14 protein-coding genes and 1 tRNA gene are annotated in these 14010 nt (G+C 59.6%); 14 read left to right on the top strand and 1 reads right to left on the bottom strand.

Annotated features, from left to right (window positions below):
- Positions 1-12 precede the first annotated feature (12 nt).
- The 8 genes from tolR to LOY70_RS23475 all read left to right on the top strand — a co-directional run bounded on the left by tolR (position 13) and on the right by LOY70_RS23475 (position 5876).
- On the top strand, positions 13-465 hold the full coding sequence (tolR, locus tag LOY70_RS23510; RefSeq protein WP_162178173.1) for a protein TolR: 453 nt from the start codon (positions 13-15) through the stop codon (positions 463-465).
- Positions 465-1544 carry a cell envelope integrity protein TolA gene (gene tolA, locus LOY70_RS23505; protein ID WP_265029485.1) on the top strand — a complete coding sequence of 360 codons (1080 nt, stop codon included), beginning with the start codon at positions 465-467 and terminating at the stop codon, positions 1542-1544. The genes tolR and tolA overlap by 1 nt, the downstream gene beginning before the upstream one ends.
- Positions 1541-2842 carry a Tol-Pal system beta propeller repeat protein TolB gene (gene tolB / locus LOY70_RS23500; protein WP_025215223.1) on the top strand — a complete coding sequence of 434 codons (1302 nt, stop codon included), beginning with the start codon at positions 1541-1543 and terminating at the stop codon, positions 2840-2842. The genes tolA and tolB overlap by 4 nt, the downstream gene beginning before the upstream one ends.
- 52 nt (positions 2843-2894) lie before the next feature.
- Complete coding sequence (pal, locus tag LOY70_RS23495; protein ID WP_003178634.1) at positions 2895-3392, top strand: peptidoglycan-associated lipoprotein Pal; 498 nt, start codon at positions 2895-2897, stop codon at positions 3390-3392.
- 6 nt (positions 3393-3398) lie between these two features.
- Positions 3399-4229 carry a tol-pal system protein YbgF gene (gene ybgF, locus LOY70_RS23490; RefSeq protein ID WP_265029484.1) on the top strand — a complete coding sequence of 277 codons (831 nt, stop codon included), beginning with the start codon at positions 3399-3401 and terminating at the stop codon, positions 4227-4229.
- Between the two features lie 166 nt (positions 4230-4395).
- Complete coding sequence (gene queE / locus LOY70_RS23485) at positions 4396-5043, top strand: 7-carboxy-7-deazaguanine synthase QueE (protein ID WP_025215221.1); 648 nt, start codon at positions 4396-4398, stop codon at positions 5041-5043.
- 19 nt (positions 5044-5062) lie between these two features.
- A complete protein-coding gene (queC, locus tag LOY70_RS23480; protein ID WP_265038167.1) occupies positions 5063-5737 on the top strand; it encodes a 7-cyano-7-deazaguanine synthase QueC in 675 nt (224 codons plus the stop codon).
- 63 nt (positions 5738-5800) lie between these two features.
- Positions 5801-5876: transfer RNA gene (locus LOY70_RS23475), tRNA-Lys, on the top strand.
- A 117-nt stretch (positions 5877-5993) separates the two neighbouring features.
- Here the strand turns inward: LOY70_RS23475 and LOY70_RS23470 are convergent.
- A complete protein-coding gene (locus tag LOY70_RS23470; RefSeq protein ID WP_265029483.1) occupies positions 5994-6929 on the bottom strand; it encodes a LysR family transcriptional regulator in 936 nt (311 codons plus the stop codon).
- 172 nt (positions 6930-7101) lie between these two features.
- On the opposite strand from LOY70_RS23470, the gene LOY70_RS23465 reads away from it, so the two are divergent.
- The 6 genes from LOY70_RS23465 to LOY70_RS23440 are packed head-to-tail and all read left to right on the top strand — an operon-like array spanning position 7102 to position 14006.
- A complete protein-coding gene (locus LOY70_RS23465) occupies positions 7102-7719 on the top strand; it encodes a thermostable hemolysin (RefSeq protein ID WP_072408772.1) in 618 nt (205 codons plus the stop codon).
- A complete protein-coding gene (locus tag LOY70_RS23460; protein WP_265029482.1) occupies positions 7716-9281 on the top strand; it encodes an AMP-binding protein in 1566 nt (521 codons plus the stop codon). The genes LOY70_RS23465 and LOY70_RS23460 overlap by 4 nt, the downstream gene beginning before the upstream one ends.
- Complete coding sequence (locus LOY70_RS23455) at positions 9256-10137, top strand: TauD/TfdA family dioxygenase (RefSeq protein WP_265029481.1); 882 nt, start codon at positions 9256-9258, stop codon at positions 10135-10137. Before LOY70_RS23460 ends, LOY70_RS23455 begins: the two co-directional genes overlap by 26 nt.
- An 8-nt stretch (positions 10138-10145) precedes the next feature.
- Entirely contained in the window at positions 10146-11270 is a 1125-nt protein-coding gene (locus tag LOY70_RS23450; RefSeq protein WP_265029480.1) for an aminotransferase class III-fold pyridoxal phosphate-dependent enzyme, read from the top strand.
- Positions 11248-12588, top strand: coding sequence for an aspartate aminotransferase family protein (locus tag LOY70_RS23445; protein ID WP_265029479.1), 1341 nt, complete (start codon positions 11248-11250; stop codon positions 12586-12588). The genes LOY70_RS23450 and LOY70_RS23445 overlap by 23 nt, the downstream gene beginning before the upstream one ends.
- Positions 12589-12590: 2 nt before the next feature.
- Positions 12591-14006: an amidase gene (locus tag LOY70_RS23440; protein ID WP_265038165.1), complete on the top strand. Its 1416-nt coding sequence runs from the start codon at positions 12591-12593 to the stop codon at positions 14004-14006.
- Positions 14007-14010: the final 4 nt, after the last annotated feature.

The raw sequence follows: 14010 nt of genomic DNA, 5'->3' as shown, positions 1-14010 counted from the left end.
CCAATGGCTTTAATCGCTCGAGCCCGAAAAAAGCGCAAGCCGGTCGCCGAGATGAACGTGGTGCCCTACATCGACGTGATGTTGGTGCTGCTGGTCATCTTCATGGTGACCGCGCCCATGCTCAATCAGGGCGTGAAGGTCGATCTGCCCAAGGTTTCCAGCGAAGCCTTGCCGCAGGACAACAACACCCAGGTCCTGACCATTTCGATCAAGGCTGACAAGACCTATTACTGGAACCTTGGCAGCGAAGTCGATACCGAGAAGCAGCAGGACCGGGCCATGACCTTGCCGCAGATGACTGACGCGGTGACCAAGATCATTCGTGTCGGCAACGATGGTGGCAAGCGTACCCAGGTCTTCATTCGCGGCGACAAGACCGTCGACTACGGTGCCGTGATGGGGGCCATGGGCGGTCTGCAGAAAGCCGGGGTCGGTAATGTTGGCTTGATTACCGAGGCGCCCTGATGCAGCAACAGCGAGAGCCGTCCGCCTCGGAAAGCTTCTTCTGGCCTAGCGTCCTGGCAATCGGCCTGCATGTGCTGGTGTTCGGCATGCTGTTCGTCAGTTTTGCCATGACCCCGGAGCTGCCGCCGGCCAAGCCGATCGTGCAGGCGACGTTGTACCAGCTCAAGTCCAAGAGCCAGGCGACCACCCAGACCAACCAGAAGCTCGCGGGCGAGGCGAAGAAATCCGCCGCGCGCCAGACTGAAGTCGAGCAGATGGAGCAGAAGAAGGTCGAGCAAGAGGCGATAAAGGCCGCGGAACAAAAGAAAGAGGAAGCGGCTCAAAAGGCCGAGGAAGCCAAGAAGGCCGATGAGGCGAAGAAAGCGGACGAGGCGAAAAAGGCTGACGAAGCCAAGAAAGCCGACGAAGCGAAGAAAACCGCCGAAGCCAAAAAGGCCGAAGAGAAACAATTGGCTGATATAGCCAAGAAGAAAGCCGAAGAAGAAGCCAAGAAAGCCGCTGAAGAAGAGGCCAAGAAAGCGGCCGCTGAAGAAGCGAAGAAAAAGATCGTCGAGGACGCGAAGAAGAAAGCGGCCGAAGACGCCAAGAAGAAAGCTGAAGCTGACGAGGCGAAAAAGAAAGTCGCCGAAGAAGCGAAGAAGAAAGCCGCCGCCGACGCCGCCAAGAAAAAGGCCCAGGACGCAGCGCGTAAGTCCGCCGAAGATAAAAAGGCCCAGGCCTTGGCAGATTTGCTTTCCGACACGCCGGAGCGTCAGCAGGCATTGGCTGATGAGCAGGGCGATGAAGTCGCCGGCAGTTACGATGATTTGATTCGCGCCCGAGCGGCGGAAGGTTGGGCTCGTCCACCTTCGGCGCGTAAAGGCATGACGGTAGTATTGCAAATCGGCATGTTGCCCGACGGTACGGTTACCTCGGTCAGCGTCGCCAAGTCCAGCGGTGACGGTCCGTTCGACGCCTCGGCGGTCGCAGCGGTCAAGAACATTGGACGATTGACGGAAATGCAAGGAATGAAACCGAGCGACTTTGCTCCCTATCGTTCATTCAAGATGACATTCACACCTGAGGATCTAGCCTTGTGAGAAACCTTCTTCGAGGAATGCTTGTCGTTATCTGCTGCCTGGCAGGGATAGCGGTAGCAGAGGAAAAGAACATTCTGGTCACCAGCGGCAGCGACCGGGCTACCCCGATCGCCGTCGTACCGTTCGGCTGGCAGGGCGGTAGCGTCCTGCCGGACGATATGGCGGAGATCATCGGCAACGACCTGCGCAACTCGGGTTACTACGCGCCGATTCCAAAACAGAACATGATCAGCCTGCCAACCCAGGCCAGCGAAGTCATCTACCGTGACTGGAAGGCCCTGGGCGCCCAGTACATCATGGTCGGCAGCATCGTTCCGGCCGGCGGTCGCCTGCAGGTGCAATACGCCCTGTTCAACGTCGCCACCGAGCAGCAAGTGCTGACCGGCAGCGTGTCGGGCAGCGTCGATCAGCTGCGCGACATGTCGCACTACATCGCCGACCAGTCGTTCGAGAAACTCACCGGTATCAAGGGTGCGTTCTCTACCCGTATGCTCTACGTGACGGCCGAACGCTTCTCCGAGAACAACACCCGCTATACCCTGCAGCGCTCCGACTATGACGGCGCCCGTGCAGTGACCTTGCTGCAATCGCGCGAGCCCATCCTGTCGCCGCGTTTCGCCCCCGATGGCAAGCGCATCGCCTATGTCTCGTTCGAGCAGAAGCGTCCGCGTATCTTCATGCAGCACATCGACACCGGTCGTCGCGAGCAGATCACCAACTTCGAAGGCCTCAACGGCGCGCCAGCCTGGTCGCCGGACGGTACTCGCCTGGCATTCGTGCTGTCCAAGGACGGTAACCCGGACATCTACGTGATGAACCTGGCTTCGCGTTCGATCTCCCGCGTGACCAATGGCCCGGGCATCAACACCGAACCGTTCTGGGGCAAGGATGGCTCGACCATCTACTTCACCTCCGACCGTGGCGGCAAGCCGCAGATCTACAAGACCAGCGCGGGTGGTGGCGGTGCGGAACGCGTGACGTTCGTCGGTAACTACAACGCCAACCCCAAACTGTCGGCGGACGAAAAGACCCTGGTGATGATCCACCGCCAGGACGGTTTCACTAATTTCAAGGTAGCGGCCCAGGATTTGCAGCGCGGAAGTGTAAAAATCCTCACTGATAGCACTCTGGACGAGTCACCTACTGTTGCGCCCAACGGCACCATGGTAATCTACGCCACCCGCCAGCAGGGCCGGGGAGTCTTGATGCTCGTGTCCATTAATGGACGCGTGAGGCTCCCGCTTCCTACCGCACAAGGCGAAGTCAGAGAACCGTCCTGGTCCCCTTACCTGAACTGACGCGGCGCAATACGTTTTACTTAACACACTGGGGTTCATTAGGAGTTTCACGATGGAAATGCTGAAGTTTGGTAAATTTGCTGCGCTGGCTCTGGCCATGGCTGTAGCTGTAGGTTGCTCGTCCAAAGGCGGCGACAACGCCGGTGAAGGCGCTGTTGATCCAAACGCTGGTTACGGCGCTAACACTGGTGCCGTTGATGGCTCCCTGAGCGAAGAAGCTGCTCTGCGCGCAATCACCACCTTCTACTTCGAATACGACAGCTCGGACCTGAAGCCAGAAGCCATGCGCGCTCTGGATGTTCACGCCAAAGACCTGAAAGCAAACGGCGCTCGCGTTGTTCTGGAAGGCAACACCGACGAACGTGGTACTCGTGAGTACAACATGGCACTGGGCGAGCGTCGTGCGAAAGCCGTTCAACGCTACCTGGTGCTGCAAGGTGTTTCCCCAGCTCAGCTGGAACTGGTTTCCTACGGCGAAGAGCGTCCAGTTGCTACCGGCAACGACGAGCAGTCCTGGGCTCAAAACCGTCGCGTCGAACTGCGTAAGTAATTCGACATGCGAACGTGCCGTCGTGCTGTAACTGTTCTGGCTCTCAGCCTCGCGCCGCTTGCGGCGTGGGCTGCGGTTCCTGTGGTCGATAACCAAACCGGCTATGACAATAGCGGGAGCAGTTATCCGCCTGCAGGTTACGGTACGAACGGCGCCTATGCCGGGGGAGGGGTTTCGGCCCCTGTCTCGGCACAGGGCCAGCTGTTCAACCAACTGCAGCAAATGCAGGATCAGATCTCGCGCCAACAGGGTGTGATCGAAGAACTGCAAAATGATATTTCGCGCATGAAGCAAGAAAACCTGGAGCGATACCAGGATCTTGATCGGCGCATAGGAAGCGGTGTTGCTCCTGCCGCGACTCCTGAGAATTCTCCTGCCGGTGGCGACTTGAACGCCCCCGGTGCAGCCGCAGGCGCGGGGGCAGCTGCTCCAGCCCCTGCGTCCGGCGGCGAGCCGGCTGATCCGGCGAAGGAAAAGCTCTACTACGATGCTGCCTTCGACCTGATCAAGGCCAAGGATTTCGACAAGGCCAGCCAGGCCTTTGGCGCTTTCCTGCGCAAATACCCGAACAGCCAGTACGCGGGCAACGCCCAATACTGGCTGGGCGAAGTGAACCTGGCCAAGGGCGACTTGCAAGGCGCCGGCCAGGCGTTTGCCAAGGTCTCGCAGCTGTATCCCAAGCACGCCAAGGTGCCGGATTCGCTGTACAAGCTGGCTGACGTAGAACGCCGCCTCGGTCACACCGACAAGGTCAAGGGCATTCTGCAACAGGTGGTGGCCCAATTCCCGGGTACATCCGCCGCTCAGCTGGCCCAGCGTGATCTGCAACGCATGTAAGCTGGTTTGACCTGCTTTGAAGAAACCCGCGCTTGTCGCGGGTTTTTTCGTTAGAATTCACGCCCTTTTTATGAAACACGCTTTTTGGGATCTGCGCGTTGGCGGGGTTCCTTGAAGTGCCTGACGGAGGCGGACAGCCTGTTTAGCTGTTACGCCCGTGGCGACTATGCAAGACACATTGAGAATCACCGAAGTTTTTTACTCGTTACAGGGTGAAACGCGAACGGCTGGGCTGCCCACGGTTTTTGTGCGCCTCACCGGTTGTCCATTGCGTTGCCAATACTGCGACAGTGCCTACGCGTTCAGCGGCGGCACCCTGCGAACCCTTGACGATATCCTTGAGCAAGTGGCCGGCTATCGCCCGCGCTACGTTTGTGTCACGGGCGGCGAGCCACTGGCGCAACCCAACGCCATTCCTTTGCTCAAGCAGTTGTGTGATGCCGGTTATGAGGTTTCCCTGGAAACCAGCGGCGCCCTGGATATCTCGGCCGTCGACCCCCGCGTCAGTCGCGTCGTGGACCTGAAAACCCCAGGCTCCAAGGAAGCGCACCGCAACCGTTATGAGAACATTGAACTGCTGACGCCTAACGATCAGGTCAAGTTCGTGATCTGTTCGCGGGAAGACTACGACTGGGCCGTGTCCAAGCTGATCCAGTACGGGCTCGACCAGCGGGCTGGCGAGGTATTGTTGTCGCCGAGCCATCACGACTTGAGCGCCCGGGACCTGGCGGACTGGGTGGTGGCGGATAACCTGCCGGTGCGCCTGCAATTGCAGCTGCATAAATATCTTTGGAACGACGAGCCGGGGCGCTGATATGACTGAACACTCGAACATTGCCGAAAAACGTGCGGTTATCCTGCTGTCCGGTGGCTTGGACTCGGCGACTGTCGTGGCCATGGCCCGCGCCGAAGGCTACCGCTGCTACACCATGAGTTTCGATTACGGCCAGCGCCACCGTGTCGAACTGCAGGCCGCTGAGCGGGTTGCCCGGGATTTGGGGGTGGTGGAACACAAGGTGATCGGCCTGAACCTCAACGGCATCGGTGGCTCGGCCCTGACCGACAGCTCCATCGACGTACCCGAAGCACCGAGCGAAGGCATTCCGGTAACGTATGTGCCGGCCCGTAACACCGTGTTTCTGTCGCTGGCGCTGGGCTGGGCCGAAGTGCTGGGCGCCCGTGACATTTTCATTGGCGTCAACGCCGTGGATTATTCCGGCTATCCAGATTGCCGTCCGGAGTTTGTCGAAGCCTTCGAGCGCATGGCCAATCTGGCGACCAAGGCCGGCGTTGAAGGACAGGGTTTCCGCATCCAGGCGCCGCTGCAGAATCTCAGCAAGGCTGACATCATCAAGGCCGGTGTGAAGCTTGGCGTGGACTACGGACTCACCGTTTCCTGCTATCAGGCCGATGATCAGGGCCGCGCTTGCGGCAAATGCGACAGCTGCCGCCTGCGTGCGGAAGGCTTTGCGACGGCGGGCGTGAGCGATCCAACCCCTTATTTTTGAAATATCTCAAATTAAGTGTTGAATAGTCCTTAGAAATCAGTATTATACGCGCCACCACACAGCGGGTCGTTAGCTCAGTTGGTAGAGCAGTTGGCTTTTAACCAATTGGTCGTAGGTTCGAATCCCACACGACCCACCATTTTTTGCAGTTTTAAAAGTCTGGAAGGCCCACGAAAGTGAGGATTTCCGGATTTTTTTTTGCCTGATGAAAAGTCAGAGCCTGAACCGCTCGACGACTCGAGCGGTTCTCGGCGGATTAAAGCAGGCCGTCCTCGGCACAGACCTTGATGATCTGTTCGCGAAACCAGCTGTTGGCGCTGTCCTGGCTCGGTTTTTCGCTCCACATCATGTCCAGCGTGAAGTTCGGTAGACCTGCCGGTGGGCGACGATGGCTGAACGTGTTCTCGTCGCAAGTCAGCGCTTGAATGCGTCGAGGCAAGGTCAGGATGAAGTCGGTACCGGCGATCATGTTCAATGCCGCTACGTAGCTGTTGGCTCGAGCGACAATTTGACGGTTATAGCCTTGCCGGGCGAGCCATCCATCGATCATGTTGGTGTCGGATGTCCAAGGTGTCGGAAAAACATGCTGGCAGGCGACGAATGTTTCCAGGTTGAACGCCTCTTCCGACAAGGTGAAGTTCTTATCGACTACACAAACCAGTTCATCTTCCAGTAGTACTTGCGAGCGCAGTCCCTTGACGCCGCGATGGAAGTTCGGGCCGAAACAAATAACCAAATCGAAGCGACCCTCCATCAACTCATTGGCTGGAATATCCCTGTGGAATTTAGTGATATTGATGATGACCGGGAAACGGCTGCCAATAAAACGCTTAACCAGTTTTGGCAGAATGAGGAGTTCAAAGTATTCCGGTGCACAGACATTGAAGGTTATCTCTTTCTGGGTTGGATCGAATGCCGGAATACCAGAATGACATGTGTTTATTATCTTGAGGATGCTCAGTATATGAGGGTACATGGCTGTGGCTTTGCTTGTCGGCAACATGCCACTACGGGTATTAACAAAAAGTTCATCTTCGAAGCTCGTGCGCAGCTTCTTCAGGCAATAGCTTACGGTTGACTGGCTGACACACAGGGCTTCGGACACCTCGGTGACGCTGCTCTGCTCGTACACCGCGACAAACACCATCAAGTCCTGCATATCCAGCTTTCTAAGCATATTACTATTGAGCATAAGATCCTTCTTTCGCGCATTCCGTTGGCTAGCATCCCCGGTTTTTATGACAGGGACGTTTATTTATATATTAGCGGAAGCATTTTATTTTTTAAATGGCTTGTAGGAAATTTCCCCAATATGCTCGCCTCGCTTTTTGTAGAAATCCTGTACATGGACGGAGGAGGACGATATGCAAATACGTGTCGCAGAAACTAAGACACCGTTGTGGGTGCAAGCCACAGAAGTTGTAAGGGATAAATTTCGCAGTTCTTATTCGGCCTCGGTTGAACCGAATCCGCAGTACTTTGCAGTTACTCAGGATCCGGCGGATCGTATTCTTGCCTGCGCCGGTATTACTTTTGCCGATCACCGGATATTGTTTTCCGAGCAATACCTGACGCAACCCATCGACGAGATATTGTCCCAGCGTTTCGAGAAAACCATCGAGCGCTCGAACATTGTCGAAATCGGCAACCTGATCTCCCATCACCTGACGGCCGGAATGATCCTGGTCAATATGATTCCGTTGTTGGCCTGGTGTATGGGCGGGCATTACCTGTTGTGCACCGTGACACCTCGCGTACGGCAAATGATGGAAAGTTGCCAGATCGATTTCGAGCCCCTGCTGACCGCAGACCCAACGCGCCTGGCCGACGACGGTGGCAAGAATTGGGGGAGCTATTACGCCAAGTTGCCCGTCACCGGTTTCATCCGGGTCGACCCGCAACGTTCACGTTTCGCCGCCATGACCCTCAATACCTCATTCACTCAACTGCCCGGCGACGTCATGGCGAGGGCGCAGCCATGAGCGGCGGGTTTATCACTCAGCTACAACGGGCGTTGCAAGACAATCGCCAGGCCGTCTGTGCGGTTGACTGGCTGGAATCAGGCAAGGAGTCGGTGACGCTGACCTATGGCGAGCTGGAGCACCGGGTCCTTAACCTGGCAGCCGAACTGCAGCGACGTTTCCCTGAGCCGGCCTATGGCGATCATGTGGTGTTGGGGATCGCGACGCGCAACAGCAGCGACTGGCTGGTCGCGGACCTGGCCTGTCTGTTCGCCGGGATCACCGCGCTGCCGCTGCCACTGGCGTTCAGCCAATCCCAGGCCGAACACCTGGCGTCGCGTTGTGATGGATTTCTGGTGGATGCGGCAGGGCAGCGAACGCTGGCGCAGCGCTGGAAGCTGAATTTTGCCGACAGTCGCCTGCGCCGCCTCAACGAGCCAGTGATCGAACAGCCTTTGCTGCGGCTGCCGGACGACGAGGGTGACTGGATCTGCAAGATCATTCACACCTCGGGTACCACCAGCCGGCCAAAGGGTGTGCGCCTGAGCAACCAGGCGGTCGGCGCGGTGCTCGCCTCGCTGCGCCAGAGCATGCCGGTCGGTGCTCATCGCCGTTATCTGTCGCTGGTGCCCCTGAGTCTGCTGCTTGAGCAGGTCACCGCCGCATACCTGCCACTGCTGGCGGGCGGCACCGTGCATTTCCTGCCGCCGGACGAACCGTTGCTCGGCGAGCCAGGGGCGTCGGCACAGCGGCTGGTCGACTGGATCCTGCGGGTCCAGCCAACGGCCCTGACGGTGCCGCCGGTCATGATCAATCGTTTCCTGGAGCAATTGAACGAAGGGGGCGAGCAGGGCGAGCGACTGGCGCGTTACCTGCAATCGGGCGCGCATATCACCTGCGGCGGCGCGGCGGTGAGTATCGATGCCCTGCGCGGCTTGGCTGAGCAAGGCATCGAGGTGTACCAGGGCTATGGGCTTTCGGAGAACGCGTCGGTGGTCAGTGTGAATACCTTCGAACAGCAACGTCTTGGCAGCGTTGGCAAGCCGTTGCCCCATGTCCAGGTGCGCATCGGCGCCGACCAGACCATCGAGGTCAAGAGCAGCTCGCTGTTCAGCGGTTACTCAGGCACGGACCCGAGTGCCTGTTCCATGTCGGAAGACGGCTGGATGGACACTGGTGACCTGGGGTCGCTGGATGCCGATGGCTACCTCTATGTGCACGGGCGCAAGAAGAACGTGATCTGCCTGCCCAATGGCCGCAACGTCAGCCCCGAGCAGGTTGAGCTGGAGTATCGCAAATACCCCGGCGTGAGCGACGCAGCGGTGTTTTTCGATGAGCAGCACGGTCTGGTGGCGTTGCTATGCGTCGAGTCGGCCCCCGTGCGCGAGGAGCTGCTCGCCTGGTCGGCGGGGCGCTTCTCCGACATCGAGCGACCGAACCGGCTCTGGTTGTTGACCCAGGACGATCCGTTGCTCGAACAACTCTACACCGTTACGGGGCGGCCGAAACGCGCCGATATCGCTACTACTTTTTCCACGCTGCAAAGGAATGCATTCAATGAGCACACCTGCCTTTCACTTTGAGAACCCGGACATCTCCATCGTTGAGTCGCGCCACTTCGCCAGCCTGGGCAAGGCCGAGTTGTATGAGTTGCTGGGCCATTACGGCGTCGTGCTGTTTCGCAACTGTATTCACACTGCCGAGGATTTCAGTGCCTACGTGAAGCAAAACAGTTCGCGGTTAAGCCTTGACCCAGCCCGGGTCATGGTCGGTGGCGCAGCGCAATTGGTGGACGCCGGACGCCAGGCGGTTGGCCTGCACTGCGAAAATGGCAACTCACCATTCTGGCCGGACATGACTTGGTTCTATTGCCAGGAAGCGCCGCGCAAGGGGTCGCAAACCACCCTGTGTGATGGCGAACGGGTGCTGGAGAAACTGTCCCCAGGCTGCCGCACGTTCTTTGAAGAAAACCCGATTCGTTACAGTCGCACCGTGGCAGGGGAGAAATGGCGCCGGCTGGTCTGTCATTACTCGCCAACGTTGTCGGATCCGGCGGCCGTCGTGATCGAGGACCTGTTGCAGATCATCGGTGACGACCCGCAAACCCTGATTTCCTTCAACCCGGCCGATGACTCGATCCATTACGCCTTCAGCACGTCGGCGATCCTGACGTCCCCCTTCAGCCAGCGTCCGGCCTTTGCCAACAGCATTCTGGGGCCTTCCTTCAACTACGAGGCTCCGGTCATCGATACGGTGGCCGGGCAGCCGATCCCTGCCGGGTTCCTGGCTGAAATCGCTGAGGTTTCCGCCTATTACACCTATCCGGTTGGCTGGCGTGACCACGACATGGTGATGATCGATAACCGTCGGGTCATGCACGGTCGAGAAACCATCGTCGACGAGCGTCGGCGCATTTTCAACGCCTTGAGCTATCGCTGAGAGCATTCATGAAAAACAACAAACAGATTATCGGCGGGCAGTACGAGACCTACCTCGACGGTGAGGGGCGGGAGATCATTGACCTGACCGGTGGGTTTGGCTTCCAGGTGCCGCCCGTAATCGAGGCGGTCAACCGCCAGGCGCAGATCATGGGCCTGTCCAATCGGGTGCTGATGTCCGAACCACTGATTGCCTTGTGCCGGCGCCTGGCCGAGCTGCTGCCCGCCCCGCTGGCCAGCTCTTACGTGTGCAGCTCCGGCGACGAAGCTTTTGAGGGGGCCTTGAAGTTGTGCAAAGGGCTCAAGCCCAAGGGCAACACCATCGTGTTCATCCAGGGCGGCGACTACGGCTCGCTGACTTACGGGCGCTGCCTCAATGCCGCACAAGGTGACCTGGGTGTCCAAGCCTTCCTGGGGTTCAAGCGGGTGGCGATCCGTCACCTGGCTGACCTGGACACGGTGGACTGGAGTGATTGCTTCGCGGTGTGCCACAGCAATACCCGCACGGATGCAAACGGCCGGCTGCAGTTGCTTGATGCCGATTTGATCGAGCAATTGCATGCTCGTGCGGCAAAGGCGTCGGCACCGGTCATCGCGGTCGATACCCACAGTTGCCTTGGCAGCCTGGGTTCGCTGTTCGGCTTCCAGCGTTATCGTCCGATTCCGGACATCGTTGTACTCGGTGGGCCCCTGGGCGGCAGTGCAATCCCCATCGGCACCTATACCAGCAGCGAACACATGGCCTGGCAGGTCTATGGGCGCAGCAGCCCGGCCAAACACGGCAGCACCACTGCCGGTAATCCCATGGCCTGTGTGGCAGCCCTGGCCGCGCTGGATTACGTGCAAGCCCACGACTCGCCCCGGCACTGTCAGGAAAACGGCCAGTACCTGGCCCAAGCCCTGGCGTCATTGGGGGCTGTGGCCGTCGGTGCCTGGGTCAGCTTGCCGCTGGCCGACGACCTGCAACCGGCCGTGCTGTGCGAGGCGCTTTACCAGCAGGGGGTCTATGTCAGTACGCCCCGTGGCCGCGAAGTGATTTTGCGCTGCCCGATCACTGCACGCCCCGAGCAGATCCAACGTGCCGCACTCATCATCAAGGAGACGTTAAGCCATGTCCTTACTCAGGCCGCATGAACAATTGCTGGACGATTGCCAGCGCCACTGGAGTGCGTCGGCGGCCAAGCTGTATCGCCTTGGCAAGACCACTGTCGAACAGCAGACCGATGGCATCCATGTCACTGACCACACCGGCAAGCGCTTCATCGACTGCGCGTGCAGCTACGGGGTGTTTATCGTCGGGCATCGCAACCCGATGGTGCGTGAGCGGGTGCAGGCGCAATTGAATCAACTGGCCTGGGTGCCGGAAGGCCGGCGCCATCCGCTGCAGGACACCTTGTCCGAGCGACTGTGCCAGTTGGTGCCGGGGGAGTGGGGCGACGTGCAATTCATGGTCTCGGGGGCCGAGGCCGTCGAGCAGAGCCTGCGCTATGTGCTGCGGATCCAGCCCCAACGGCGTGGCATCGTGGTGATGAGCGGCTCCTACCACGGCAAGACCCTGGCGGCGATGAGCATCCTGGGCCAGCAGCAGAACCATGGCAGCTATGGTATCGATCCTCCCGAAGTAACCTGCGTGCCCTACGGTGATTTCGCCGCGTTGCAGAAGGCCGTGGGCGAGGGCGTGTGTGCGGTGTACGTCGAGCCGATTCTGGGCGGGGCTCATTTGCAGGTGCCGCCAGTGGGCTACATGGCCAACATTCGGGCCCTGTGCGACGCCACCGGCACCCTGTTGGTGGCCGACGAAATCCAGACCGGTTTCGGTCGCTGCGGCAAATGGTTCGCCGTGCAATACGATGACGTGGTGCCCGACATCATGATCCTCTCCAAGGGCTTGACCGGCGGCTACACCTCGTTTGCCTGTGCCATGTACAGCCAGCGCCTGGCCACCCAGTACCCCCTCAGTGATATCGAGCCGGACACGCGCACCAACGGCGGGCATCCGGTCGCATGCGCGTCGGCGCTCGCGGCCATCGACTACATCGAGCAAAACAACCTGGTGGAGCTGTCCCGGGTCAACGGCGGTGTGTTGCGCCATGGCCTGCAGCGGTTGGCCCTGCGCTATCCGCACATTGTCGAAGATGTGCCGGGTGTTGGCTTGATGACGGGGCTGCGCCTGCGTGGCTCGGTTTATGAAGCCTTGATGAGCATGGAGCTGGGCAAGCGTGGCGTGCATGCCGGGCATTCGATGAATGAGAAGGCCGAACGTCCGGTGCTGCGCTTTTATCCGCCGTTGAATATCGAACCCGAAGCGTTGCGGCATGTGCTGGCGATGATCGAAGAGGCCCTGGAGGCCATCGACCAACGTCCGGCACTGGCGGTGAAGGCGTTTTCCCTGGTGGTGCGCAATATGTATCAGTTGCCCAACAAGTGGTTGCGCAGCAAGGAGGCGTCGTGAGTATGTTCAACCCCGACACGCTGACGTTGCGGGAAATGGCCGGCCTGTTGCGCCGGGGCGTGCTGACCAGCGTGACGTTGCTGGAGTTCTACTTGCAGCGCATCGCCGAGCGTAACCGGCAGATCAATGCATTGATCCAACTGGCGCCGGTCGAGGAACTGCGACGCCAGGCCCGAGAGGCTGACGAGATGGCGCGTATCGGCCAGATCAGCGGTCCGCTGCATGGCATTCCCATCACGGTCAAAGACGTCCTCCATGTTCGCGGATTCAAGATGTCCCGCGGCGTGGGGGAGCTGATGGGGGATGTCAGCCAGGAGGACGCGACGGCTGTCGCCCGACTTCGGCAGGCCGGCGCGATCATTCTGGGCATCAGCAATGTGCCGGAACTGTGCATGGCCTTCGAGACCGAGAACCTGATCTACGGGCGCACCCTCAATCCCCACGATCTGCTCCGTTCGGCGGGCGGCAGCAGTGGCGGTGAAGCGGCCGCCATCGCCGCCGGGTGTTCACCCGCGGGGCTGGCGTCCGATGCCTGCGGCAGTGTGCGGATCCCGGCGCACTTCAATGGCATCTGCGGCCTGAAACTGACCCAGGGACGGGTGCCGTTGACCGGCCAATTTCCCAATGACCGTTCCGGGCTGTTTCACCTGACCTCGGCCTTTGGCGTGATGGGGCGCTATGTCGATGACCTGGCGCTGCTCGGTCCGCTGATCAGCGGTGCCGACGGCCATGATCCAGACACCGTCGATGTGCCGTTCGCCGCCAGCGAGCCCCTGGCCGACCTGCGTATCGCGCTGTTCTCGGCGTCGAGCCGAACCCCCGTCAGCGCGGCGGTGAGCCAGGTGTTGCAGCAGGTCGAACGGTGCTTGAGCCCCGTGGTGGCGCAGGTGAGCGAGGTCGCGCCGCCGATGCTCGACGAAGCCTGCGATGTCCTGTGGCGGGTGTTCATCACGGGCGCCGATGCCGGACGCGGCTGGCGGCGTTTGTTCGAGTCCATGAACAAGCGCAGCTTTACCCCGGCGATCGCTCAGTTGCTGGACATGAGCGAGGCCGTGGAATTGAGCGTGGATGAAGTCAAGCGCGACTGGATCATGATCGATACCTTCCGCTATCAGTTGGCGAAGTTCTTCAAGCAGCACGATCTGTTCATCTGTCCGGTCTTCCCGGATGTCGCGTTCCGCCATGGGGAATCCCTGGAAGACCGCGATCAGTATGCCTTCGTGTTCCCGTTCAGTCTCAGCGGCTCGCCCGCGGTGGTGATCCGCGCCGGCGTCGACCCGTCCACCGGGATGCCCATCGGCATTCAGATTGTCGGGCCTCACTGGCAAGAGGAACGGTTGTTGGCGGTAGCGGCTTTCCTTGAACGGGAACTGGAGCGCTGGAGCCCGGTTTCGCCTCGCCCGGTATCGACGTACTGAGGGG

This window comes from Pseudomonas sp. B21-054 (genome assembly GCF_026016345.1).
Lineage (GTDB): Bacteria > Pseudomonadota > Gammaproteobacteria > Pseudomonadales > Pseudomonadaceae > Aquipseudomonas.
The sequence above is the reverse complement of the archived record's forward strand: the minus strand, read 5'-3'. Positions and strand labels throughout refer to the sequence as shown.

Coding starts and splice junctions, on each gene's coding strand:
- LOY70_RS23450 (WP_265029480.1), top strand. CDS start 10,146: ATGAAAAACAACAAACAGATTATCGGCGGGCAGTACGAGACCTACCTC.
- ybgF (WP_265029484.1), top strand. CDS start 3,399: ATGCGAACGTGCCGTCGTGCTGTAACTGTTCTGGCTCTCAGCCTCGCG.
- LOY70_RS23460 (WP_265029482.1), top strand. CDS start 7,716: ATGAGCGGCGGGTTTATCACTCAGCTACAACGGGCGTTGCAAGACAAT.
- LOY70_RS23455 (WP_265029481.1), top strand. CDS start 9,256: ATGAGCACACCTGCCTTTCACTTTGAGAACCCGGACATCTCCATCGTT.
- LOY70_RS23470 (WP_265029483.1), bottom strand. CDS start 6,929: ATGCTCAATAGTAATATGCTTAGAAAGCTGGATATGCAGGACTTGATG.
- tolA (WP_265029485.1), top strand. CDS start 465: ATGCAGCAACAGCGAGAGCCGTCCGCCTCGGAAAGCTTCTTCTGGCCT.
- LOY70_RS23465 (WP_072408772.1), top strand. CDS start 7,102: ATGCAAATACGTGTCGCAGAAACTAAGACACCGTTGTGGGTGCAAGCC.
- pal (WP_003178634.1), top strand. CDS start 2,895: ATGGAAATGCTGAAGTTTGGTAAATTTGCTGCGCTGGCTCTGGCCATG.
- queE (WP_025215221.1), top strand. CDS start 4,396: ATGCAAGACACATTGAGAATCACCGAAGTTTTTTACTCGTTACAGGGT.
- LOY70_RS23440 (WP_265038165.1), top strand. CDS start 12,591: ATGTTCAACCCCGACACGCTGACGTTGCGGGAAATGGCCGGCCTGTTG.
- LOY70_RS23445 (WP_265029479.1), top strand. CDS start 11,248: ATGTCCTTACTCAGGCCGCATGAACAATTGCTGGACGATTGCCAGCGC.